The 24,766-nt window shown below is 55.6% G+C and carries 23 protein-coding genes; 12 read left to right on the top strand and 11 right to left on the bottom strand.

Features of this window, described 5'->3' with window-relative positions:
* Positions 1-28 precede the first annotated feature (28 nt).
* Positions 29-1,024: a glyceraldehyde-3-phosphate dehydrogenase gene (gene gapA / locus PGH32_RS08740; RefSeq protein WP_199734985.1), complete on the top strand. Its 996-nt coding sequence runs from the start codon at positions 29-31 to the stop codon at positions 1,022-1,024.
* A 79-nt stretch (positions 1,025-1,103) separates the two neighbouring features.
* Complete coding sequence (locus PGH32_RS08745; protein ID WP_314426418.1) at positions 1,104-1,976, top strand: D-hexose-6-phosphate mutarotase; 873 nt, start codon at positions 1,104-1,106, stop codon at positions 1,974-1,976.
* A gap of 74 nt (positions 1,977-2,050) precedes the next feature.
* Here PGH32_RS08745 and PGH32_RS08750 read toward each other — a convergent pair whose 3' ends face one another.
* Both PGH32_RS08750 and PGH32_RS08755 read right to left on the bottom strand, forming a co-directional pair.
* Positions 2,051-2,902, bottom strand: a complete 852-nt coding sequence (locus PGH32_RS08750) for an aldo/keto reductase (protein ID WP_337893780.1) — start codon at positions 2,900-2,902, stop codon at positions 2,051-2,053.
* Between the two features lie 81 nt (positions 2,903-2,983).
* Positions 2,984-3,733 carry a MipA/OmpV family protein gene (locus tag PGH32_RS08755; protein WP_314426423.1) on the bottom strand — a complete coding sequence of 250 codons (750 nt, stop codon included), beginning with the start codon at positions 3,731-3,733 and terminating at the stop codon, positions 2,984-2,986.
* 431 nt (positions 3,734-4,164) lie between these two features.
* On the opposite strand from PGH32_RS08755, the gene yeaG reads away from it, so the two are divergent.
* The 4 genes from yeaG to PGH32_RS08775 all read left to right on the top strand — a co-directional run bounded on the left by yeaG (position 4,165) and on the right by PGH32_RS08775 (position 10,795).
* A complete protein-coding gene (yeaG, locus tag PGH32_RS08760) occupies positions 4,165-6,099 on the top strand; it encodes a protein kinase YeaG (protein WP_205064391.1) in 1,935 nt (644 codons plus the stop codon).
* Between the two features lie 134 nt (positions 6,100-6,233).
* Positions 6,234-7,514 carry a YeaH/YhbH family protein gene (locus PGH32_RS08765; protein ID WP_314426427.1) on the top strand — a complete coding sequence of 427 codons (1,281 nt, stop codon included), beginning with the start codon at positions 6,234-6,236 and terminating at the stop codon, positions 7,512-7,514.
* Positions 7,515-7,765: 251 nt separating this feature from the next.
* Entirely contained in the window at positions 7,766-9,493 is a 1,728-nt protein-coding gene (locus PGH32_RS08770; RefSeq protein WP_337893781.1) for a potassium/proton antiporter, read from the top strand.
* 111 nt (positions 9,494-9,604) lie between these two features.
* Positions 9,605-10,795, top strand: coding sequence for a multidrug effflux MFS transporter (locus PGH32_RS08775; RefSeq protein WP_337893782.1), 1,191 nt, complete (start codon positions 9,605-9,607; stop codon positions 10,793-10,795).
* Positions 10,796-10,804: 9 nt separating this feature from the next.
* Here PGH32_RS08775 and dadX read toward each other — a convergent pair whose 3' ends face one another.
* Both dadX and PGH32_RS08785 read right to left on the bottom strand, forming a co-directional pair.
* Positions 10,805-11,875, bottom strand: coding sequence for a catabolic alanine racemase DadX (gene dadX / locus PGH32_RS08780; protein WP_314426437.1), 1,071 nt, complete (start codon positions 11,873-11,875; stop codon positions 10,805-10,807).
* Between the two features lie 30 nt (positions 11,876-11,905).
* Complete coding sequence (locus PGH32_RS08785) at positions 11,906-13,207, bottom strand: D-amino acid dehydrogenase (protein WP_314426440.1); 1,302 nt, start codon at positions 13,205-13,207, stop codon at positions 11,906-11,908.
* Between the two features lie 524 nt (positions 13,208-13,731).
* Here PGH32_RS08785 and PGH32_RS08790 point away from each other — a divergent pair.
* Positions 13,732-15,270 carry a SpoVR family protein gene (locus PGH32_RS08790; RefSeq protein ID WP_314426443.1) on the top strand — a complete coding sequence of 513 codons (1,539 nt, stop codon included), beginning with the start codon at positions 13,732-13,734 and terminating at the stop codon, positions 15,268-15,270.
* A gap of 84 nt (positions 15,271-15,354) precedes the next feature.
* Here PGH32_RS08790 and fadR read toward each other — a convergent pair whose 3' ends face one another.
* Complete coding sequence (gene fadR, locus PGH32_RS08795) at positions 15,355-16,074, bottom strand: fatty acid metabolism transcriptional regulator FadR (protein ID WP_337893783.1); 720 nt, start codon at positions 16,072-16,074, stop codon at positions 15,355-15,357.
* A 92-nt stretch (positions 16,075-16,166) separates the two neighbouring features.
* On the opposite strand from fadR, the gene PGH32_RS08800 reads away from it, so the two are divergent.
* Complete coding sequence (locus tag PGH32_RS08800) at positions 16,167-16,307, top strand: hypothetical protein (protein ID WP_337893784.1); 141 nt, start codon at positions 16,167-16,169, stop codon at positions 16,305-16,307.
* Between the two features lie 79 nt (positions 16,308-16,386).
* A complete protein-coding gene (gene dsbB / locus PGH32_RS08805; protein ID WP_314426452.1) occupies positions 16,387-16,917 on the top strand; it encodes a disulfide bond formation protein DsbB in 531 nt (176 codons plus the stop codon).
* A 58-nt stretch (positions 16,918-16,975) separates the two neighbouring features.
* Here dsbB and PGH32_RS08810 read toward each other — a convergent pair whose 3' ends face one another.
* The 4 genes from PGH32_RS08810 to PGH32_RS08825 form a co-directional block, all read right to left on the bottom strand.
* A complete protein-coding gene (locus tag PGH32_RS08810) occupies positions 16,976-17,425 on the bottom strand; it encodes a YcgN family cysteine cluster protein (RefSeq protein WP_314426455.1) in 450 nt (149 codons plus the stop codon).
* Between the two features lie 63 nt (positions 17,426-17,488).
* A complete protein-coding gene (locus PGH32_RS08815; RefSeq protein WP_337893785.1) occupies positions 17,489-18,148 on the bottom strand; it encodes a fumarylacetoacetate hydrolase family protein in 660 nt (219 codons plus the stop codon).
* 56 nt (positions 18,149-18,204) lie between these two features.
* Positions 18,205-19,242 carry a lytic murein transglycosylase gene (locus tag PGH32_RS08820; protein ID WP_337893786.1) on the bottom strand — a complete coding sequence of 346 codons (1,038 nt, stop codon included), beginning with the start codon at positions 19,240-19,242 and terminating at the stop codon, positions 18,205-18,207.
* Between the two features lie 83 nt (positions 19,243-19,325).
* Positions 19,326-19,601 (bottom strand): YcgL domain-containing protein, encoded by a 276-nt coding sequence (locus PGH32_RS08825; protein WP_314426461.1) that lies wholly within the window; start codon positions 19,599-19,601, stop codon positions 19,326-19,328.
* Positions 19,602-19,758: 157 nt separating this feature from the next.
* On the opposite strand from PGH32_RS08825, the gene minC reads away from it, so the two are divergent.
* Genes minC through minE form a run of 3 tightly spaced genes read left to right on the top strand, consistent with a single transcriptional unit; the run spans position 19,759 to position 21,599 of the window.
* Positions 19,759-20,472, top strand: coding sequence for a septum site-determining protein MinC (gene minC / locus PGH32_RS08830; RefSeq protein WP_337893787.1), 714 nt, complete (start codon positions 19,759-19,761; stop codon positions 20,470-20,472).
* Positions 20,473-20,513: 41 nt separating this feature from the next.
* Complete coding sequence (gene minD / locus PGH32_RS08835; RefSeq protein ID WP_123329448.1) at positions 20,514-21,326, top strand: septum site-determining protein MinD; 813 nt, start codon at positions 20,514-20,516, stop codon at positions 21,324-21,326.
* Positions 21,327-21,329: 3 nt separating this feature from the next.
* The gene (minE, locus tag PGH32_RS08840) at positions 21,330-21,599 is read left to right on the top strand and encodes a cell division topological specificity factor MinE (protein ID WP_123329446.1); all 270 of its coding nucleotides are present in this window, start codon (positions 21,330-21,332) and stop codon (positions 21,597-21,599) included.
* A gap of 53 nt (positions 21,600-21,652) precedes the next feature.
* On the opposite strand, the gene rnd is transcribed toward minE, so the two are convergent.
* Together rnd and fadD are read right to left on the bottom strand one after the other, a co-directional pair.
* Complete coding sequence (rnd, locus tag PGH32_RS08845) at positions 21,653-22,762, bottom strand: ribonuclease D (RefSeq protein WP_337894279.1); 1,110 nt, start codon at positions 22,760-22,762, stop codon at positions 21,653-21,655.
* Between the two features lie 172 nt (positions 22,763-22,934).
* Positions 22,935-24,623 (bottom strand): long-chain-fatty-acid--CoA ligase FadD, encoded by a 1,689-nt coding sequence (fadD, locus tag PGH32_RS08850; RefSeq protein WP_337893788.1) that lies wholly within the window; start codon positions 24,621-24,623, stop codon positions 22,935-22,937.
* Positions 24,624-24,766: the final 143 nt, after the last annotated feature.

The raw sequence follows: 24,766 nt of genomic DNA on the forward strand, positions 1-24,766 counted from the left end.
ATTCACTATCAACTAGCTGGTGGAATATATGACTATCAAAGTAGGTATCAACGGTTTTGGCCGTATCGGTCGCATCGTTTTCCGTGCTGCTCAGGAACGTTCTGATGTAGAAATCGTTGCGATCAACGATCTGCTGGACGCAGAGTACATGGCTTACATGCTGAAGTACGACTCAACTCACGGTCGCTTCGACGGCACTGTAGAAGTCAAAGACGGTCAACTGGTTGTTAACGGTAAAACCATCCGTGTTACCGCTGAGCGCGACCCTGCTAACCTGAAATGGGACGAAGTGGGCGTTGACGTTGTTGCAGAAGCAACCGGTCTGTTCCTGACCGACGAAACCGCACGTAAACACATCCAGGCTGGCGCCAAGAAAGTTGTTCTGACTGGCCCATCTAAAGATGACACCCCAATGTTCGTGATGGGCGTGAACCACAAATCTTACGCTGGCCAGGACATCGTTTCTAACGCATCCTGCACCACCAACTGCCTGGCACCGCTGGCTAAAGTTATCAACGACAAGTTCGGCATCGTTGAAGCGCTGATGACCACCGTGCACGCAACTACCGCTACTCAGAAAACCGTTGATGGCCCGTCTCACAAAGACTGGCGCGGCGGCCGCGGCGCGTCTCAGAACATCATCCCTTCATCTACCGGTGCTGCAAAAGCCGTAGGTAAAGTGATCCCTGAGCTGAACGGCAAACTGACCGGTATGGCGTTCCGCGTTCCTACCCCTAACGTTTCCGTTGTTGACCTGACTGCACGTCTGGCTAAGCCTGCTTCTTACAAAGAAATTTGTGAAGCAATCAAAGCCGCGTCTGAAGGCGAGCTGAAAGGCGTTCTGGGCTACACCGAAGACGAAGTGGTTTCTACCGATTTCAACGGTGAAAAACTGACTTCCGTATTCGATGCTAAAGCCGGTATCGCACTGAGCGACACCTTTGTTAAACTGGTTTCATGGTACGACAACGAAACTGGTTACTCTAACAAGGTACTGGATCTGGTTGCGCACATCGCCAAATAAGGCGTGCTGTAACAGAATCAGACACTAAGGGCGACTCAGGTCGCCCTTTTTTTATCGCTATTTTTCTGAAGGACCGCTCATGAACGAAAAGCTCTTCTCGCTGCCGGTACTTAACCAGATCTCGCCTTACATCACCCAGCGTCAGGTGGGCGAACTGCCGGTGGTCGTTATTACCCATCCTAAGGTCCGCGCGGCCGTCACGCTGCAGGGCGCACATCTTCTCGCCTGGCAGCCCGCTGGCGAAAAGCCGGTGGTCTGGCTGAGTGAGAAAACGGCCTGGACCGCCGGTAAGGCCATCCGCGGCGGCGTACCGATTTGCTGGCCGTGGTTTGGTCCGGCGGGTGAACCGGCACATGGCTTTGCCCGCAACCTGCCGTGGAAGCTCTCCGCGCATGATGAAAACGAGCAGAGCGTGATGCTGACCTTCGTTCTGGAAAGCAACGAGCAGACTAAAAAGCTCTGGCCGCACGACTTTACCCTCTTCGCCCGCTTCCGCTTCAGCGATACCTGTGAAATTGAACTGGAAGCGCACGGCGATTTTGAGGCCACTGCCGCACTGCACAGCTACTTTAACGTTGCCGATAACGCGGCCGTGACGGTCAGCGGTCTGGGACCGGACTATATCGATCAGGTGCTGAAGGGCGCAGCCGGCCATTTGACGGACGGCAAACAAACCTATCAACAGCGCGTCGATCGGATCCATACTCAGCCCGCAGACTGCAGCGTGCTGGAAGACCGTGCCGGTCAGCGGGTTATTGAAGTACACCATCACTATCAAAGTGACGTTGTCACATGGAATCCGGGCGCGGAGCTGTCGTGCAGCATGGGTGATATGGCCAATGAAGGCTACAAAACGATGGTCTGCGTAGAAACGGCGCGTATCTCGCGCCCGTTGGTCAGCTCCGGTGAACAGCCGGCACGCCTGGCAGTGACCTTCCGCATTCAGAAGTAATCTGCGTTACCCCGCAGGCGGCCGGCCATGCCGGACGCCTGCGGGGATCGTCACCCGGCCTGCTGCGCCGTAGCTTAAACCACATCCAGCGGCAGTTTTGCCGACGGCGGCGGAAATGCCTGGTTGAGCAACATCAGCTCTTCGCTGCTGAGCGTAACCGACAGCGCCGCGGCATTTTCCCTGACGTGGGCCAGTGAACTGGCTTTCGGAATGGCGATAACCCCTTCTTTACGAATCACCCACGCCAGCAGCACCTGCGCGACGCTGATGCCCTTGCACTGTGCAAGCTGAGTCAGTACGGGGTGTTCCATCAGCTCACGACGCAGCCTGCCCGCCTGGGCTATCGGACAGTAGGCCATTACCGGCATTGTCAGCTGCTGGCACTGCGGCAGGAGGTCGTACTCGATACCGCGCGACGCGAGGTGATACAGCACCTGGTTAGTGGCGCAGCCTTCACCGCCCTCCTCCTGCAGCAGTTCACTGAGGTCATCGGTGTCGAAGTTGGATACGCCCCAGCGGCGAATTTTCCCCTGCTGCTGCAGGGTTTCCATCGCCCGAATCGTCTCCTCCAGTGGGATATTGCCGCGCCAGTGCAGCAGGTAGAGATCGAGATAGTCGGTTTTCAGCCGACGCAGGCTGCGTTCGCAGGCGTCAACCGCATCGACCTCGCTGGCATTCCAGGGATAAACCTTGGATACCAGCCAGGCGCGATCCCGACGGCCCACCAGCGCCTCACCGACGATCTGCTCCGCACCGCCTTCGGCGTACATTTCCGCGGTATCAATCAGCGTCAGGCCGGCCTCTATGCCGCACTGTAATGCGGCCACCTCCTGGCGACGTAAACCGGGGTCTTCCCCCATATACCACGTGCCCTGACCGATAGCGGGCAGGCGGATCCCATCAGAAAAGGTGACCGTCCGGCTCATTACTCTCTCCCTGCATCATTATTGCGCCCCAAAACAGCACAAAAGGGCGCGATGCGCCCTTCTGTGGTGCAGAGCGCGTTATCAGAAGGTGTAGCTGATCCCACTCCACAGCAGAACCTGAGAACTTTTATCAACCATCGGGCTGTCTTTGATTTCATCGCCCAGGCGAACATAGCGGCCTGACACCGTCGCGTTCCAGCTGTCGCTGATTTTCCAGCCGCCGGTCAGCTCCAGATACGGGCTCCAGCTGTCATCCGCGTCGTAGCGATTAAGGCCGCTACGGTCGGACTCGGCGGACGAGATGCCGTAATAATACTGGTTCTGGTTAGAACTGTTCCACAGCGCGCCAATCCCCGGGGTCAGGCTGAACTGGCCGAATTCGAAGCGGTAAAGATAGGTCAAATCCCAGATGATGCCGTTGCTGTTATCCAGCACATCGCCCGCCAGGGTGGTACGCACAATCCCCCAGTCGGCCATATGGCGGTAGGAGAAACCGGCCATCATGGTCATATGGCGCTTGTTCAGCGACTTCATATCGCCATCGTCGGCATCGTCAGGATCGTAGTTTTGCGGCGAACCCAGCACCGTCAGAGAGAACTGGTCCTGGCTGTCCTTCCACAGGTAGTAACCTGCCTGCAGCGTATTCAGATAGAAGCTGTCCCCGTCATAGTTGATGATGGGAACCGGATAGTAACGGTCCTGACCACTTTTGTACGGGCTCTGGCTGTAAATAACGGAAGCACCCAGCGTCAGCGGGTTAGCCTGTGCGACAGGGGCCGCAAAATACAGAGGCAGAAATGCGGCAAGCGCGGTAAGTTTGAAATGGTTCACAAATTAATCGTTCCGTAAATATAACAATCAGGTTGATTAGTTTAACCATGATATCCCTGGGCGATCATAAATTTACATAACTTGTAGCACTCTTTGTTAATTTTAAGCAGGGAATATCCGCTTCTTTACCGCAGCGTTATTTTTCTCTGCCGGGCCGGACGAGGCTGGAAAGTGTGCTGCTTAGCGCTTTTCTGACTTTGTTATTGAAATTTCATCGAAAATGCTCGACGGCTCAGGAAATTTTTTACTATGCGTTCTACGCTTAATTGTAAGACCTAAATTTTAACGAGCAGAGTAACCAAAGAAGTGTGTTTCCCGATAAAAAAAGTCAGGTTGGCATAAGGGTTGCTGTACTCATTAATAAGTTCCTTCAGGAGCTATCGCGTTAGGCTCCTGGTACCTGTGCTAAAAACGAAAGGACGGGCATCGCTATGAATATATTCGATCACTATCGTCAGCGTTATGAAGCTGCCAAGGACGAAGAGTTCACACTGCAGGAATTTCTTACCATCTGTCGGCAGGATCGCAGTGCATACGCCAACGCGGCGGAACGACTGCTAATGGCAATCGGTGAACCCGTAATGGTCGACACCGCTCAGGAGCCTCGCCTTTCCCGGCTGTTCTCAAATCGTGTGATTGCACGTTACCCGGCGTTTGAAGAGTTTTACGGCATGGAGGAAGCGATTGAACAAATCGTCTCCTACCTGAAACACGCCGCCCAGGGGCTGGAAGAGAAGAAACAGATCCTGTACCTGCTGGGTCCGGTCGGTGGCGGTAAATCCTCCCTTGCAGAGCGGCTGAAATCGCTGATGCAGCGCGTGCCTATCTATGTCCTCAGCGCGGACGGCGAACGCAGCCCGGTCAACGACCACCCGCTCTGCCTGTTCAATCCACAGGAGGATGCCAATATTCTGGATAAAGAATACGGCGTCCCGCGTCGCTATCTTGGCACCATCATGTCTCCGTGGGCGGCGAAGCGCCTGCATGATTTCGGCGGGGATATCACCCGCTTCAAGGTGGTCAAGGTCTGGCCGTCTATTCTGGAACAGATTGCCATCGCCAAAACCGAACCGGGTGATGAGAATAATCAGGATATCTCCGCGCTGGTGGGGAAAGTGGATATCCGCAAGCTGGAGAATCACGCCCAGAACGATCCTGATGCCTACGGTTATTCCGGCGCGCTGTGCCGGGCAAACCAGGGGATCATGGAATTCGTTGAGATGTTCAAAGCGCCGATAAAAGTGCTCCACCCGCTGCTCACCGCTACGCAGGAGGGCAACTATAACGGCACCGAAGGCATCTCCGCCCTGCCGTTTAACGGTATTATCCTCGCACACTCTAACGAATCCGAGTGGGTGACGTTCCGTAATAACAAGAACAACGAAGCGTTCCTTGACCGCGTATATATCGTCAAGGTTCCCTACTGCCTGCGGGTCTCTGAAGAGATCAAGATCTACGAAAAACTGCTGGTTAACAGCGAGCTGACGCATGCTCCGTGCGCGCCGGGAACCCTGGAGACGCTGGCTCGATTCTCAATTCTTTCCCGTCTGAAAGAGCCGGAAAACTCCAGCAGCTACTCGAAAATGCGGGTCTACGACGGTGAAAGCCTGAAGGATACCGATCCGAAAGCTAAATCCTATCAGGAGTATCGTGACTACGCCGGTGTGGATGAAGGCATGAACGGGTTGTCAACCCGCTTCGCCTTTAAAATCCTCTCCCGCGTGTTCAACTTCGACCACGTGGAGGTGGCGGCTAACCCGGTACACCTGTTCTACGTGCTGGAACAGCAGATTGACCGCGAGCAGTTCCCGCAGGAGCAGGCGGAGAAATACCTTGAGCATCTGAAAGGCTATCTGATCCCGAAATACGCCGAGTTTATTGGCAAAGAGATCCAGACCGCCTACCTGGAATCCTACTCTGAATACGGCCAGAATATTTTTGACCGCTATGTCACCTATGCCGACTTCTGGATCCAGGATCAGGAATACCGCGACCCGGATACCGGACAGCTGTTCGATCGTGAATCGCTGAATGCGGAACTGGAGAAAATCGAGAAGCCCGCCGGGATCAGTAACCCGAAAGACTTCCGTAACGAAATCGTCAACTTTGTGCTGCGCGCCCGGGCGCATAATAACGGCCGGAACCCGAACTGGACCAGCTACGAGAAGCTGCGCACCGTCATCGAGAAGAAAATGTTCTCCAACACGGAGGAGCTGCTGCCGGTGATTTCGTTTAACGCGAAAACATCCACCGATGAGCAGAAAAAACACGACGACTTCGTCGATCGCATGATGGAAAAAGGCTATACCCGTAAACAGGTTCGCCTGCTGTGCGAGTGGTATCTGCGCGTCAGGAAGTCATCCTGACGTTCAGGTCACTGCTTAAGCCTTCGGCCCGGAAGCGTCATCCCGGGCCGATCGGCGATGGCAGATTCGCAGGAAGTGCATCAGGGCGGGTTCGGGCGATGTCCCAGCCGCCTGCAACGTAGTATGGGGGAGCTATGGCCTATTTTATCGATCGGCGTCTTAACGGCAAAAATAAAAGCGCGGTAAACCGCCAGCGCTTTTTGCGCCGCTATAAGTCGCAAATCAAACAGTCGATCTCCGAGGCCATCAACAAGCGTTCGGTTACCGACGTCGAAAGCGGCGAATCCGTCTCTATTCCCGTTGAGGATATCAACGAACCCGCGTTCCATCAGGGCCGCGGAGGCCAGCGTCACCGGGTACATCCGGGTAACGACCACTTCGTGCAGAACGACCGCGTGGAACGTCCGCAGGGCGGTGGCGGCGGGAGCGGAAGCGGTCAGGGCAACGCCAGCCAGGACGGTGAAGGCCAGGATGAATTTGTATTCAACATCTCGAAAGATGAGTATCTGGATCTGCTGTTTGAAGATCTGGCCCTGCCGAATCTGAAGAAGAATCAGCATCGTCAGCTTAACGAGTATAAAACCCATCGGGCGGGCTATACCGCCAACGGCGTTCCGGCCAACATCAGCGTGGTTCGATCCCTGCAAAACTCGCTGGCGCGCCGCACGGCGATGACCGCCGGCAAACGCCGAACGCTGGCCGAGCTGGAAGAAACGCTGAAAACCGTTGAAAACAGCGAGCCGGCAAAGCTGCTGGAGGAAGAACAGCTGCGTAAGGAGATTGCCGAACTCCGCGCCCGTATCAAACGGGTTCCGTTTATTGATACGTTCGATTTACGCTACAAGAATTTTGAAAAACGCCCCGAGCCTTCCAGCCAGGCCGTGATGTTCTGCCTGATGGACGTTTCCGGTTCGATGGACCAGGCCACCAAAGATATGGCCAAGCGCTTTTATATCCTGCTGTATCTGTTCCTCAGCCGGACCTATAAAAACGTGGATGTGGTTTACATTCGCCACCATACGCAGGCGAAGGAAGTCGATGAGCAGGAGTTTTTCTACTCGCAGGAAACCGGCGGTACGATCGTTTCCAGCGCGTTAAAACTGATGGATGAAGTGGTCAAAGAGCGCTATGACCCCGCGCAGTGGAATATCTACGCCGCGCAGGCGTCCGATGGCGACAACTGGGCCGATGATTCCCCGCTTTGCCACGAGCTGCTGGCGAAAAATATCCTGCCGGTGGTGCGTTATTACAGCTATATCGAAATCACCCGCCGTGCCCATCAGACGCTGTGGCGCGAGTATGAAAATCTGCAAACCCGCTTCGATAACTTTGCCATTCAGCATATTCGTGAGCAGGAAGATATCTACCCGGTGTTCCGCGCCCTGTTCCAGAAGCAGGTTGAGGAAAATTACTGATCCCGTCTGCGCCGGTAGCGCCCTGCTACCGGCGTTGAATGCAGGATTAACGGCCATTTATGCCTGATTACGGGCGCTACGCGTGCCGGATGGCAGAAAAATTCCCTTTTGCGCACTCAGCGGTATTCATTCCGGCGGTTTTTACGCTATTTTATCCCCTGTATTCAACTGAGTGACCTCGGTTTTTTAAACCTTTTCTCCGCCACGCACTATCTGTAAAAAAAATTTTAACCTGTTGGGAGACACACCTTTTGGAAGCCAGCGCGATTTACAGTTTATTTATCATTGGTTCAGTGCTGGTTGCCGCAAGCATACTGCTGAGTTCCTTTTCCTCCCGCCTGGGCATTCCGATTCTGGTTATCTTCCTGGCGCTCGGCATGCTGGCGGGCGTTGACGGCATCGGCGGCATTGTTTTTAACAACTATCCGGTCGCGTACCTGGTCAGTAACCTTGCCCTGGCGGTGATCCTGCTCGATGGCGGCATGCGAACCCAGGCCAGCTCCTTCAGGGTGGCCCTCGGCCCGGCGCTGTCGCTGGCGACGGTGGGCGTGCTGATCACCGCCGGTCTGACCGGCATGGCCGCCGCCTGGCTGTTTGATTTAAATATGATGAACGGCTTCCTGATTGGGGCGATTATTGGCTCCACCGATGCGGCAGCGGTTTTCTCGCTGCTCGGCGGAAAAGGGCTTAACGAGCGCGTCAGCGCCACGCTGGAGATTGAGTCAGGCAGCAACGATCCGATGGCGGTGTTTCTGACCATCACCCTGATCGAGATGATTCAGAAAGGCCAGAACGGGCTGGACATGATGTTCGTTATTCATCTGATCCAGGAGTTTGGCCTGGGCATCGCACTGGGCATTGGCGGCGGCTGGGGGCTGCTGCAGCTGATTAACCGCATTTCACTGCCCCCGGGCCTTTATCCGCTGCTGGCCCTGAGCGGCGGTATTCTGGTGTTCTCCCTGACCACCGCGCTGGAAGGCAGCGGGATCCTGGCGGTGTACCTCTGCGGGTTTGTGCTCGGCAACCGGCCGATCCGCAGCCGTCACGGCATTCTGCAAACCTTCGACGGCATGGCCTGGCTCAGCCAGATCGGCATGTTTCTGGTGCTGGGGCTGCTGGTTAACCCGCTCGACCTGTGGCATATCGCCGTACCGGCGATGCTGCTGTCACTGTGGCTGATCCTCGTTGCCCGTCCACTGTCGGTGATGGTGGGCCTGCTGCCGTTTCGCGGTTTCAATATTCGTGAGCGCTTCTTTATTAGCTGGGTTGGGCTGCGCGGTGCGGTACCGATTATCCTCGCCGTATTCCCGATGATGGCGGGTCTGCCCCACGCCTCGCTGTTCTTCAATATCGCCTTCTTCGTAGTGCTGGTTTCGCTGATTGTGCAGGGCACCTCGCTGGGCTTCGCCGCCCGTAAAGCCAGGGTCATCGTTCCCCCGACCGCCTCCCCGATTTCGCGCATTGGCCTGGATATCCATCCCGAAAATCCGTGGGAGCATTTTGTTTACCAGCTCAGCGCCGATAAGTGGTGCGTCGGTGCCGCCCTGCGCGACCTGCATATGCCGCGGGAAACGCGTATCGCCGCCCTGTTCCGCAATAATCAGCTGCTGCACCCCACGGGCAATACGCGGCTGCGCGAGGGGGATATCCTTTGCGTAATTGGCCGCGATCGCGATCTCCCGGCGCTGGGCAAGCTGTTCAGCCAGTCCCCGCCGCTCGAACTCGACCAGCGATTCTTCGGCGACTTTATTCTGCAGGCCGATGCGCGCCTGCAGGATGTCTCTGAAATTTATGGCATCGACCTTGATGAAGAAAATGACAAACAGCAGACACTCGGGAAGCTGGTTTCCGACATCATTGGTGGTGCTCCGGTGGTCGGCGATCAGGTTGAGTGGAAAAATATGATCTGGACCGTGGCGGAAAAAGAAGATAACGAAATTATTAAGGTTGGGGTGCGCGTGCAGCAGGATAAAGAATAACAACCCGGCGTAAGGAGACAATTCCTCTGTCTCCTTACACTTAATGCTTTTCTTTTCCGTGGGTAATCTCTACCCTGTACGGCTTGCTTTAATTTGGATCTTACTTCTGTCATGCAAAAATTCACCCTGCTGCTGCTCAGCCTGGTTCTGCTTGCCCCGCTGGGCATCGATCTCTATCTGCCTACTCTGCCGGACATCGCCGTTGGATTAAGCACGCCCGTATCCACTATTCAGACCACCATCCCTCTTTTCCTGCTGGTGATGGGGCTTGGGCAAATTGTTGCCGGGCCGCTGGTGGATAATCTGGGACGGAAACCGATCGCTATCTTCGGTCTGCTGCTTTACATTGCCGGCAGCATTATGGCGGCCACCGCAGACGCCTGGTTACAGTTCCTCGCCGCGCGAATTATTCAGGGCTGTGCCGTATGCTGCACGGCGGTTGTCGCCTTCAGCGGGGTGCGTGACCGCCTGGACGGTGATGATGCCGCCCGCGCCTATGGTTTCCTTAACGGCGCGCTGAATATCGTCCCGGCGCTGGCTCCGCTGCTGGGCGGCCTGCTGGCGGAAGCCTTTAACTGGCGCGCGCCCTTCTGGTTCCTAACCCTTTACGCGCTGGGCATCGGCCTGCTGGTGGTGTTCTTCCTGCCGGAAACACGCCCGGCGGATACACAAAAAGTGAAAGGACTGCCGCTGCGCCAGTACTGGCAGATCCTGCGCCAGCCGCGTTTCCTGGCGTTCGCTTTCGCCAACGCCGGGGCGCTGGGTATGGTGCTGACCTATGTATCGCTGGCACCCAACGTCCTGATGACCGAAGGCCGCCTTTCTGCCCTGCAGTTCTCGATTGCATTTGGTGCCAACGGCTTCTGGATTATGCTGGTCAGCGTGCTGGTCAATAAGGTGATTCGCAAGCTGGGTCGTCCGATCTGCCTGGCGATTGGGGCGCTGGCTATGACGGCAGGAGCCGTGATGCTGATGGCTGGCGTCTGGCTGCTGCCCGAGGCCTGGCAGACAAACTGGGCGCTGTATATGCTGCCTGTGGCGGTGTCCGTTGCCGGACTGGCCTTTACCGTTGGCCCGGCCACCAGCTACGCGCTGGAACCCTATCAGCAGCAGGCCGGTGTGGCTTCCGCGCTGGCGGGCTTTATTCAGATGGCGGGCGGATCGTCAGCGGGGCTGGTGATGATGGCGCTGCCGCTGGCCGAGAAGTCGGCGCTGGCGCTGATGATGGTGGCGGGTGCGCTGCTGGCGTTTATCGCCTGGCGCTTCAGTAAGAAAGTGCGCGGTACGCTGACCGCGCTCTGAGTCAGACGATCACACTACAACAACCGGCACTCTCGGTGCGAGCGCGCACATCAGCTCATAACCGACGGTGCCGGATGCCGCTGCGACATCATCTATCTTGACGTGATTTCCCCACAGCTCCACCGCGCTGCCGATACCGGCCTGCGGACACGGGGTTAAATCAACGGTGATCATATCCATGGAGACGCGGCCAACGATGCGCGTCATCACGCCATCCACCATCACCGGCGTGCCGGTCGGTGAAATGCGCGGGTAGCCGTCGGCATAGCCGCAGGCAACCACCCCGATGCGCTGCTCTTCCTCCGCACGATACAGACCACCGTAGCCTACTCTGGCTCCGACGCCCAGCTGCTGCACGCCGATAATTTCACTGGTTAAGGTCATCACCGGCTTCAGCCCGTTACCGGCGATGTCCTGCCAGCGGCCGCTCGGTGAAGCACCGTAAAGAATAATGCCGGGGCGCACCCAGTCGTGATGCGTTTGCGGGTGCCACAGCGTGGCGGCAGAGTTCGCGAGGCTGCGCGGGCAGTCAAGGCCTTCCGCCGCCTGCTCGATACGTTTCAGCGGTTCGGCAATGCCCTCTTCCGTCTCCGCTTCGGCAAAGTGCGCCATCAGCGTGATTTCACCCACGTTGGGCAGCGAACGCAGTTTCTGCCACGCGTTATGCACCTGATCCGGCTGGAAACCAAGCCGGTTCATCCCGCTGTTCATCTTAAGGTAAATATCCAGCGGCGCGGAGAGCCTGGCTTTCGCCAGCGCCTGGATCTGCCAGTTGCTGTGCACGCTGGTCGTCAGGCGGTAGCGATCGAGAGTTTCGAGATCTTCCGGATGGAAAAACCCCTCCAGCAGCAGGATGGGTTTCTTCCAGCCGCGCTCGCGCAGCAGGATGGCCTCTTCCAGATTCAGCAGCCCAAAACCATCGGTGTCCTGCAGGCTCTGCCAGACGCGGTCAATACCGTGGCCATAGGCGTTAGCCTTCACCACCGACCACAGGCGCGAACCGCCCGCGGCCTGGCGGGCAACGGCCAGGTTTTGCCGCAACGCGGCGGTATCGATCGTTGCGACAATCGGACGCGACATACTCTCTCCTTTTGCTTTTAATACGGTAAATTAACGGATACCGGCACCGTGCAGCGAGCGGGCCGGAGCCGGCGTATAGCCCGGCAGATAGCGCATTACCGACAGATCTTCCGCCATAATCGCCGGCGTTTTACCCGTAATAATATCCGCGAGGAGCTGACCGGATCCGCAGGCCATCGTCCAGCCCAGAGTACCATGACCGGTATTAAGGTACAGGTTTTTCAATGGGGTACGGCCCACGATAGGCGTTCCGTCCGGGGTCATCGGGCGCAGTCCGCTCCAGAACGTCGCCGCGGCCACATCCCCCCCATTCGGGAAGAGATCGCGCACCACCATTTCCAGCGTTCCGCGGCGTGCCGGTAATAATTTTGTATTATAGCCAACAATTTCCGCCATTCCGCCGACGCGGATACGATTATCAAAGCGTGTGATCGCCACCTTATAAGTTTCATCCAGCACGGTGGAAACCGGCGCGGCACTCTCGTCGGTGATCGGTACGGTAAGCGAATAGCCTTTCAGCGGATAGACCGGGATTTTGACCATGTCGTGCAGCAGCGCGGTGGAAAACGAACCAAATGCCACCACGTAAGCGTCAGCGGTAACCACTTCCTCGCCGCACTTCACCCCGCGGATCTGATTCCCTTCCTGCAGCAGCGCATCGACCTGCATATTGAAGCGGAAATTAACCCCCGCTTCCGCCGCCATTCTGGCCAGGCGCTGAGTGAACAGCTGGCAGTCGCCGGTTTCATCGTTAGGCAGGCGCAGGCCGCCGGTCAGTTTATGCTGGGTGGTCGCCAGCGCGGGCTCTACCCGCGCCAGGTCTGCGGCCTCCAGCAGTTCATAAGGCACCCCGGCCTCTTTCAGCACGGCGATATCCTTCGCCGCACTTTCATACTGCTGCGCGGTACGAAACAGCTGCAGCGTACCGCCCTGGCGGCCCTCATAGGCAATGCCCGTTTCCTGGCGCAGCGCTTTCAGGCAGTCGCGGCTGTACTCGGAGATGCGCACCATACGGCTTTTGTTCTGCTGGTAGTGGTTCATATCGCAGTTGCGCAGCATCTGCCACATCCACTCCAGCTGGAAGCGGCTGCCGTCCAGACGAATGGCCAGCGGCGCATGGCGCTGGAACATCCATTTTACCGCCTTCAGCGGCACACCCGGTGCGGCCCACGGGGCAGCATAGCCCGGAGAAATTTGTCCGGCGTTGCCGGCACTGGTCTCCAGCGCCGCATCCGGCTGGCGATCGATGACCGTGACTTCGTGCCCCGCCTGCGCCAGATACCACGCACTGGCCACGCCGACCACCCCACTACCGAGAATGACAACACGCATACTGAACCCCAACTGGTTTACAAAAGAACATTACACTGTGTGAGAGCTTTAATTACCGAGTAAACCACCAGGAAAAGCGCTCACTCTCCGCTGACAAATTTCACATATTTTTCACCCAGCCAGCGAATAAAAACAAGATATCACTACGAATACAGTCATAAATTCTTCTTTTTTTATAATGGCAGCATCTTAAAAACCTTTTTTGGAATAAAACGCCTGTTGACAGCACAAACCTTTTACATCATAGGTTTTGGTTATAAACAGGATTAAATCCTGAAAATCGCCCGCTATTGGGCATTTCCCATCACGTAAATATCTTTTTTTAAATCGTGCTCTATTTTCTGTCGAAGATTTCATTTGTTTTCACGGGAGGGATAAGAGACAGTGAACTATCATTGAGATATTGGCTTTTATTCCAGGCTTATCAACGCGGCACAGCGGCGGGGATGGGTTGACATGAAAACGGACATTTTGTCGCTACGTGCTGTATCGCCAGAAACCGGTTTTATAAAAAGGGGTGCGCTATGACAACGATCTTTGACGTTCCAATTACGGACAGCAAACGACTCAATGATGGACCAGACTGGACGTTCGACCTGCTTGATGTGTATCTGAAAGAGATCGATCGCGTTGCCAAATCCTACCGGCTGGATACCTACCCTCATCAGATTGAGGTGATCACCTCGGAACAGATGATGGATGCCTACTCCAGCGTGGGGATGCCAATCAACTATGCGCACTGGTCGTTCGGCAAAAAATTTATTGAAACCGAACAGCGCTATAAGCACGGTCAGCAGGGGCTGGCCTATGAAATCGTCATCAACTCCAACCCCTGTATTGCCTACCTGATGGAAGAGAACACCATGACCATGCAGGCGCTGGTGATGGCGCACGCCTGCTACGGGCACAACTCTTTCTTTAAAAATAACTACCTGTTCCGCAGCTGGACCGACGCCAGCTCCATCGTTGATTACCTGATTTTTGCCCGCAATTACATCAGCGAATGTGAAGAACGCTACGGGCTTGAGCAGGTGGAACGGCTGCTGGACTCCTGCCACGCGCTGATGAACTACGGCGTTGACCGCTACAAACGCCCGCAAAAAATTTCGCTGCAGGAAGAGAAAGCGCGGCAGAAAAGCCGCGAGGAGTATCTGCAAAGCCAGGTCAATATGCTGTGGCGAACGCTTCCCCGTCGCGAACGCGAGGAAACCCAGTATGCCGCCGCCCGCTATCCGTCAGAGCCGCAGGAAAATCTGCTGTACTTTATGGAGAAAAACGCACCGCTGCTGGAGCCGTGGCAGCGCGAGTGCCTGCGTATTGTCAGAAAGGTCAGCCAGTATTTTTATCCGCAGAAGCAGACGCAGGTGATGAATGAGGGCTGGGCAACGTTCTGGCACTACACCATCCTGAATCATCTGTATGACGAAGGTAAAGTCTCCGAGCGTTTCATGCTGGAGTTTCTGCACAGCCACACCAACGTGGTGTATCAACCGCCTTATAACAGCCAGTGGTACAACGGTATTAACCCCTACGCGCTCGGGTTTGCCATGTTCCAGGATATTCAGCGCATCTGCCAGCATCCGACCGAAGAGGACCGCTACTGGTTCCCGGATATTGCCGGCAAAGACTGGCTGGAAACCCTGCACTTCGCCATGCGCGAGTTCAAGGACGAGAGCTTTATCAGCCAGTTCCTGTCGCCCAAGGTAATGCGGGATTTCCGCCTGTTCACCGTGCTGGACGATGACCGTAATAACTATCTTGAAATTGCGGCGATCCACGACGAGGCGGGCTATCGGGCAATTCGTCAGCAGCTCTCCGCACAGTACAACCTCAGCAATCTGGAGCCGAATATCCAGGTTTACGATGTCGATTTACGCGGTGACCGCTCGCTGACGCTGCGTTATGTGCCGCACAACCGTGCACCGCTGGATAAAAGCCGTCGCGAGGTGCTTAAACACGTTCACCGCCTCTGGGGCTTTGACGTCACCCTCGAACAGCAAAATGAGGATGGTAGTTCGGAAATCCTGGACCGCTGCCCACCGCGTCCGAGCGCCCCGCTCTGAGGCACGGCCGGCCGCGCACAAGCTGAAATAAAAACGCCCCCGGAGAGTGACCTCATCCGGGGGCGTTTTACATTTTACGGTTCGTTAGCGGCGCGGCGGCGGCAGATCCGTCGGCATACTGACCTGCATCGCATGCCAGATTTCTCCGCTGCGGCGGCCGTAATCGCGTACGCTGTCGGCAATCAGCTCGTACTCTTTCGAGTGGCAGATATGCAGCAGGTGCTGGTAGAAGTCCTGCGCCAGACGGCGTGCTTCCGGGTTGGAGAAGTAGTGGCGGCCAACCCGGGTATACAATCCTCTCAGCCCGTTCAGGATCAGTCCATAAATCGGATTGCCGGAAGCAAAGGCCAGCCCGCGGAAGATACTGTAGTCCAGCTCGGTGTAGGCTTCAGCGTGATCGTCAATGTGGTTCGCCGTTTCCAGCACTTCTTTCGCTTTATCCGGAAAGTTACGAATGGCGCGGCGGATAAAGATGGAAGAGATATCGGTCCGCACGGAGAGCAGGTTATCAATCAGTTGAGGCACGCTGTCGTGGTCAAGCCGTGCCAGCGTTTCAAGAATGCTGAGCCCGGAAGTTTCCCAGAAGTTATTCACCCGCGTGGGTTTACCGTGCTGAATGGTCAGCCAGCCGTCACGAGCCAGACGCTGCAACACTTCACGAAGCGTGGTGCGCGTTACGCCGATTAACTCTGAGAGTTCACGTTCAGCAGGCAGTATCGAGCCGGGGGGAAAACGATTATTCCAGATACTTTCGATTATATATTCTTCCGCGAAACCCGCAGGGCTCTGAGCCTTAATGACCATAAGCGTTTTGTTTCCATTGCGTTCATAACTGCAAAAATTCATCTCATCATACCAGAGCCCCCAGGCTTCACCTAGCTCAGGCAAAGGGGAAAATGGCGATCGCCAGCAAAAAAATAAGCTTTATCCTGGTCTTTATCCGAGGTTTTTTTCTTTTCACCGATGAAACCGGCGTCGGGTCTTCCGCCGCCACTTTTTTTCGTACCGGTTTTAATTTAAGTCATTTTACTGCCTAAATTTTTCTTGTCCCGAGGCTGGAATACGGCCGCATTTGGTTTACACTGCCGAATCAACGCTTACTACACGGATAGACTTATGTTGAGATACCTGAATCGCTGTTCTTATGGCCGGGGTGCCTGGCTGTTAATGGCGTTTACTGCTTTTGCCCTCGAATTGACGGCGCTCTATTTTCAGCATGTCATGTTGCTTAAACCCTGCGTCATGTGCATTTACGAACGTTGCGCGCTGTTCGGCATTATGGGTGCCGGGATCGTGGGCGCCATCGCCCCGAAAACGCCGCTGCGCTGGGTGGCGATTCTGATCTGGCTTTACAGCGCGTGGGAAGGGGTGCGCCTGGCATGGGAACACACCATGATCCAGCTGCATCCGTCCCCTTTCGTCACCTGTGATTTCGCCGCGCGCTTCCCGTCCTGGCTTCCGCTGGATAAGTGGCTGCCTTCGGTATTTGTTGCCAGCGGTGACTGCGCGGAGCGCTCATGGACGCTGCTGAATATGAGTATGCCGCAGTGGCTGGTGGGGATTTTTGCCGCTTATCTGCTGGTGGCGGTGCTGGTGCTGATTGCCCAGGCGTTTAAGCCCAAAAAACGCGACCTGTTCTCGCGCTAAATAAGAATAAGGCCAGCATAAACGCTGGCCTTATTTTTTGTCCCTCATTCGCTGACGGTCAGTTACCGTACCCGCGTGGACGATTGATGATGTGCTCTTCCCAGTCCACCACTTCACTTTCATGAACGGCGATATGCCGCACTGAGATCCTTGCTGCATGCATCGCTGCCCGCGAGCCGTTGCGTAACGGGTGCCAGACCGGCAGCGTTTTACCCTCTGCCAGTACGCGGTAGGCGCAGCTCGGCGGTAACCAGGAGAAGGTCGGCAGATTTTCCCGCGTCAGCTTTATGCAGTCCTCTTCCAGCTCAAAACGGTGCTCGTAGTTGCGGCACTGGCAGGTTTTGATATTCAGCTGGTTGCAGGCGACATTGGTAAAGTAAATCTCATCCGTGTCCGCATCCTGCAGCTTGTTCAGGCAGCACTGACCGCAGCCATCGCACAGCGATTCCCATTCCTCATCGCTCATTTGCTCCAGCGTTTTGTGCTGCCAGAAAGGGTTCTCAGTCATATCGGCGTCCGGTAAAAGTAAAAACCCGCACCTTATAAAGGGTTTGGGCTGAGTATGCAAGTTTTACAGTACCCGGGTGGCAACCCCGTGGCCGCCGAGCGACACTTCCAGCTTATCGCCGGATACCATCGGGCCAACGCCCTCCGGCGTGCCGGTGAGGATCACATCGCCCGCGCGCAGGGTGAAAAACCTGCTCATGTAGGCAATCAGCGGCAGGATTTGATGGATCATATCGGCGGTGCTGCCGTGCTGACGAACTTCACCGTTGACGACGAGCTTCAGCTCAACGTTTTGCGGATCGGCAGTAAACTCGCTGCGCGGAATGAAGCCGGAAATCGGGCAGGAGTTATCAAAGCCTTTGGCTTTTTCCCACGGCTGACCGGCTTTTTTACAGCCCGCCTGCACGTCGCGCAGGGTTAAATCCAGCGCAACGCCATAGCCTGCAATCGCCTGCGCAACGTGTTCTTCACTGGCCTGTTTGAGGGTGGCACCAATCAGCACCGCCAGCTCCACCTCATGATGGACGGCACCCAGACCCTGCGGAATAGACAGCGGCTGGCGAATGTCACACAGCGCGGTTTCCGGCTTGATAAACAGTACAGGTTCGGTCGGGGTCGCGCTGCCCATCTCTTTAATATGTTTGGCATAGTTGCTGCCTACGCAAACCACTTTATTGACCGGAAAATCCAACAATGCGCCCTGCCAGTTGTGATGCTGATACATGTTTTTCCCCTGCTTTAATGAATGACAGCCCCGGTAATCTACCGCAGCCGCCCCGTTTACTGCGCGAGAGCATCGGCCATCATGCCGATACTGATGGCGAAATAATAAGATCGATTCCAGTGCATGAGCGTACGGAAATTGTCATAAACCATGAATGAACGCCCGTCGCCATCCTCAGGCGTGACGATCCACGCCCGGCCGGGTGCGTTACCCTGCGCTGGCGTTTTGACGACCACGCCGAGCTGCTGCCACTGCGCCAGCGTTTTCGCCTGCGCGGTTTTCAGGCCATTAAGCCGGTTATCGAATCCCGGCGGCAAAGTCACCTCACTTCCCCATCCCTGCCCGGCTTTCCAGCCCTCTTTCTGCAAATAACTGGCGATGGAGGCGAACACGTCATCGACATTATTCCAGATATCAATTTTTCCGTCGCCGTCGCCGTCCCTGCCGTAATTCAGGAATGAACTGGGCATAAACTGGCTCTGCCCCATGGCGCCTGCCCAGGAACCCTTCAGCGAGTCTGCCGTCATGCCCTGCTGCTGAATAATCTTCAGCGCCGCCATCAGCTCTTTGGTGAAGAACGCTTCACGGCGCCCCTCAAAGGCCAGAGTGGCAAGCGCGGAGATGACGTCCTCTTTACCCTGAATAGTGCCGAACTGGCTCTCCATCGCCCATAGCGCAACGATATACTCTGGCGAAACGCCAGACTGCGACGCGACGCGATCGAGCGACGCGCGATATTCATTGAGCTTTTCTCGTCCCTTTTCGATTTTACCGAGGGTCAGAACGCGGCTGAGGTAATCATTAAGGGTAACTTTATGTTCAAGCTGGCTGCGATCGGACTTTATGGCGCGATCGACAAAATGGATGCCGGCAAAAGCCGTGGCGATGGTCGCGTCAGAAAAACCCTGCTGGCGAGCCGTGGCTTTGAGCTGTTCCACGTAGCCCGGGAACTCGGCAGGATCGCGCCCCTGTTGTGACAGCGAGGTCGCGGCGGGAGAGGATAACGTCGCCGAAGGGATGGCAGCGTAACTTAAACTGACGCTGCCCGAAATCGACAGCAAAGATAACAGCGTGGTAAGGAGTGGCAATTTCATGCATGCATCCTTTAATCACTTCCCCAGCGCCGGATTTAAATGTGGAGGCCGGCGCGGGAGATATATTTACAGACGATTCCTAGTTAAACTTTTTTATGGTTTTCCAGATGCATCTTTAGCAAACTTTCGGGCGGGGGTGGCATTTGTAAATAAAAGCCTTCCTCACGTAATGCCGCCCTCACTTTTTCAATATCTGCCCCCACCAGCTTCTTGCTGCCGTCCAGCGGCAGCAGCATCGCGAGCTGCGGTTTGCCGAAGCCATTCATCAAAGCTTCAGGCACCCGTGAGAAATCGTCTTTTTTTTCGACATAAAGATAAGTCTGGTCGCGTTTAGTACTTCGATAGATCACACAAAACATATTTTTTACTCGAATTAACCTGGATGGTAGCTTGCCTGGATATTACAGTAACTATAACATGCTTGCAGAACTTCGGAATATTGTCCTGATTTGATTAACCAGCACAATGTGCGGCTATTTTAGACGGGATGATAAATAACAGGACTGAGCGGGACAGATGCCACAATCGCCAATTGAGTTAAAGGGCAGCAGTTTTACACTTTCTGTCCTACATTTGCACCATACCGATCCCGCCACCGTGCGTAAGGCGCTGGCGGAAAAGGTCAGCCAGGCTCCGGCCTTCCTGAGAAACGCACCTGTCGTTGTGAATGTTTCATCTTTAACTCGCGATGTTAACTGGCGGCAGATGCAGCAGGCGATCGTCGCCTCAGGGCTGCACATTGTCGGCGTCAGCGGCTGTCGGGACGAACAGTTAAAGCGCTCAATTACGCGTTCAGGGCTGCCATTATTAACCGAAGGGAAAGAAAAGAAACCCGTAGCGGATGTACAGCCCGAAGCCCCTGCTGTCATACCCGTCGCTGCGGTGACGGAACCTTTGGTCGGGAAAACGCGGGTGATTTCCACCCCCGTGCGATCCGGGCAACAAATCTATGCCAAAAACTGCGATCTGATTGTCACCAACAGCGTGAGTGCGGGTGCGGAACTGATCGCCGACGGCAATATTCATATTTACGGCATGATGCGTGGCCGCGCGCTCGCGGGTGCCGGCGGCGATAAAAGCTGCCAGATTTTTTGCACGAATTTATCAGCGGAGCTGGTTTCCATAGGCGGTGTGTACTGGATTATGGACCAGATACCGAACGAGTTTTTCGGAAAAGCGTCACGTCTTTGTCTCAAAGACGGTGAGCTGACCATCCAGACATTGAACTGAGCCATGCTCGCAAGCCCTTTCTTTTCTAAGGAAATTACTATATGGCACGCATAATTGTTGTTACATCGGGTAAAGGAGGCGTTGGTAAAACCACGTCCAGCGCGGCCATCGCTACCGGTTTAGCGCAAAAAGGAAAAAAAACGGTCGTTATCGATTTTGATATCGGCCTGCGAAACCTCGATTTGATAATGGGCTGTGAGCGACGCGTTGTTTATGATTTTGTTAACGTGATCCAGGGTGATGCCACGCTGAATCAGGCGTTAATTAAAGATAAACGCACGGAGAATCTGTTTATTCTCCCCGCGTCACAAACTCGCGACAAAGATGCGCTGACCCGCGAAGGCGTGGAAAAAGTGCTGAACGATCTGGCGGCCATGGAGTTCGACTTTGTTATCTGTGATTCACCGGCAGGTATTGAAACCGGCGCACTGATGGCCCTGTATTTCGCCGATGAAGCCGTGATCACCACTAACCCGGAAGTGTCTTCCGTGCGCGACTCAGACCGCATTCTGGGCATTCTGTCGTCGAAATCCCGCCGGGCAGAAAACTCGCAGGACGCGATTAAAGAACATCTTCTGCTGACCCGTTATAACCCGGGCCGCGTTAGCCGTGGCGATATGCTGAGCATGGAAGACGTGCTTGAAATTCTGCGTATCCCGCTGGTCGGCGTGATCCCAGAGGACCAGTCCGTACTGCGCGCCTCTAACCAGGGTGAACCTGTCATTCTGGATATCGAATCCGATGCAGGCAAAGCCTATGCTGATACCGTTGACCGCCTTCTTGGAGAAGAACGCCCCTTCCGCTTCATTGAAGAAGAGAAGAAGGGATTCCTGAAACGCCTGTTTGGGGGATAAACCATGGCCTTACTAGACTTCTTTTTATCCCGAAAAAAGAGCACAGCTAACATAGCCAAGGAACGGCTGCAGATTATTGTGGCAGAACGCAGGAGGGGGGATGTTGAACCCCAGTATCTGCCACAGTTGAAAAAGGATCTTCTGGAAGTCATCTGCAGATACGTCAAAATCGATCCCGAAATGCTCAGCGTCAAGCTGGATCAAAAGGAAGGTGATATTTCCATTCTGGAGCTGAATGTCACGCTGCCTGAGTCGGAAGAACCTGATAAATGATCCTTCCCTGCTCATAATCTTCCCCTGCGAGCCGCAGGGGAAAATTGACGAGCTTAGTCCGCGCTGAGGATTTCGTTGATGCCCGCCTCCAGCAGCGTGCCCCGCCAGCCATCAATCAGTTCCGGTTTACGATCCCGCGGTTTTAATTTCCAGTACCAGCTCAGCAGCTGATTGATCTGACGGCGTGATGCCAGCAGTTCCTGACTGACGCCATGCTGTTCCGCCGCACTGGCCACCAGCGCTTTAATCGCTTTGAACACCGACTTGTAACGCGGGTGATCAATCAGGTTGACCACCGGCTCCGGCAGTTCACTCTCGTCCAGCGCTTCGGCTTTCGCCACCATCGCCAGCAGCGCACGTCCGTGGAAACGGATCTCCTGCCCCGGTACGCCGAGATGCTCCAGCTCGCCGAGCGATCCTGGCAGGTAGCGTGCCACCTTCCACAGATTTTCTTCGCGAACCACAAAGTTAACCGCCATATCCTTTTCGCGCGCCGTTTCAAGACGCCACGCGGCCATCAGGCGCAGCGCGGCCAGCTGCCGTGGGCGCAGCTGCCAGGCGTTGGTCATTTCACGATAAGCTTCCTGAGGGTCAAGCTGCGCGGTGCGCCGCTGGCACAGCAGGCGGCATTCATCCAGCGCCGCCGCCATCTGTCCGGCGGCTTCCGTTTCAGCCATCAGCTTCTGCGCGATGGGCAGCAGATAGAAAACGTCTGCAGCAGCGTACTGGCACTGTTTTTCGGTCAGCGGGCGCGCCATCCAGTCGGTGCGGGATTCGCTCTTATCCAGAGCAATGCCGGTAAAGGATTCCACGATGGTGGCAAAGCCGCATGACAGCGGGCGGCCGGAAAACGCCGCCAGGATCTGGGTATCGATCATCGGATCGGGGAGCACGCCAAACTCATGCAGGAATACCTCCAGATCTTCACTGCCGGCGTGCAGAAACTTCACGATCTGCCGATCCTGCAGCAGCGCGCGGAACGGTTCCCAGTCACCGATAGTCAGCGGGTCGATCAGCGAAATGGTTTCCCCGTCAAAAAGCTGAATTAAACCCAGTCGCGGATAGTAGGTGCGCGTACGGACGAATTCAGTATCCAGCGCCAGGGCAGAAACCTGACGCGCACGCTGACAAATGTCCGCCAGCGCTTCATTGGTGGTGATCATGGTGTAATTCAAAATAACAGTCTCTTGTCGCAGACCGCCGCGCGGTCGGCCTCTGCAGGTGTTAGAAATAATAATGCCGGGCGCATCCCGGCATGTTGTCCCCCGTGGCCCCGGCTGCAATGTTGGCACAGCCGGACAGCCACGCGGCTATCGATTAATCGCAGTCTGTCACTCAGGCTGCCGGTTTTTGCGCCGCCTTAATCGCTTCATCACGCAGCTCACGGCGCAGGATTTTTCCCACGTTGGTCTTGGGCAGATCTTCGCGGAACTCCACAATCTTGGGCACTTTGTATCCCGTCAGATACTTTTTGCAGTGGGCTATCAGCTCTTCTTTGGTCAGGGAAGCATCCTTCTTCACCACGCAGATTTTCACCGACTCGCCCGCCACATCATTCGGTACACCGATCGCCGCAGCTTCCCGTACTTTCGGGTGCAGCATCAGCACATCTTCGATTTCATTCGGATAGACGTTAAAACCTGAAACCAGAATCATGTCTTTTTTGCGGTCAACGATGCGAAGAAAGCCTTCATGATCAACGGTAACAATATCGCCGCTGCGAAGCCATCCATTTTTTAAAACTTCATCGGTGGCATCGGGGCGCTGCCAGTAGCCCAGCATCACCTGCGGTCCCTTAATGCACAGCTCGCCGGGTTCGCCCGGCGCAACCTCATTCCCTTCATCGTCAACCAGCATGACGTCGGTCGACGGTACCGGCAGGCCGATGCTGCCGTTGTGGCACTGGATATCATACGGATTGACCGACACCAGCGGCGAGCACTCCGTCAGGCCGTAGCCCTCCAGCAGATAATGCCCGGTCAGCTTCTCCCAGCGTTCGGCAACCGACTTCTGCACCGCCATGCCGCCCCCGGCGGAGAGGCTGAGGCTGGAAAAGTCCAGCTTGTTGAAACCGTCATCGTTCAGCAGCGCGTTAAACAGCGTATTCACGCCGGTAATCGCGGTGAAAGGATATTTTGCCAGCTCTTTAACCAGGCCCGGGATGTCGCGTGGGTTGGTGATCAGCAGATTGGCACCGCCGAGATCGATAAACAGCAGGCAGTTTACCGTCAGCGCAAAGATGTGGTACAGCGGCAGCGCGGTGACCACCGTCTCCTGCCCTTCTTTCAGCAGCGAACCGTAGGTGGCCCGGGTCTGTTCCAGATTTGCCTGCATATTGCGATGGGTGAGCATCGCCCCCTTCGCCACGCCGGTGGTGCCGCCGGTGTACTGCAGAAAAGCCAGATCGTCGTTAATGATATCCGGCTTGGTGTAGTTCAGATGCGCCCCGCGCTGCAGCGCCTGGCGGAACGAGATCGCCCCTGGCAGATGGTATTTGGGCACCATCTTCTTAATGTACTTCACCACAAAATTAACCAGCGTGCCCTTAGCCGCCGACAGCTGGTCGCCCAGCCGGGTGAGGATCACATGCTTCACCTGGGTTTTCGCCACCACTTTTTCCAGCGTGTGGGCAAAGTTAGAGACAATAACAATCGCGCTGGCGCCGCTGTCGTTCAGCTGATGTTCTAATTCGCGCGGGGTATAAAGCGGGTTAACGTTGACCACGGTCATTCCCGCGCGCAGCACGCCAAACAGGGCGATGGGATATTGCAGCAGGTTGGGCATCATCAGCGCCACGCGATCGCCCTTCTTCAGCCCCAGCCCCTGCTGCAGATAGGCGGCAAATGCCCGACTGCGTTCGTCAAGCTGCCGGTATGACAGGCTTTGCCCCATGTTGATAAATGCGGTCTGTTCAGCATAGCGCAGTGCCGCATGTTCAAACAGATCGATGAGGGAGCGGTAACGGTCCGCGTTAATTTCAGCCGGAACATCGGCCGGATAGCGGTTAAGCCAGACCTTTTGCAAGGAGTCACCTCGAAAATGAGTATTTGTAGTCATCGCAGCTCAGCCTCTGGTTTCTGTTAACATTATTTTAACTCAGCGTACCAGTTTGCTCAGCTCTCCGTTTAGAGGTTGCGAAGCCCATCACTAAAAATTTCTCACCCGGA

Origin of the sequence: Erwinia sp. SLM-02, from assembly GCF_037450285.1 — a bacterium.
Classification (GTDB): domain Bacteria; phylum Pseudomonadota; class Gammaproteobacteria; order Enterobacterales; family Enterobacteriaceae; genus Erwinia.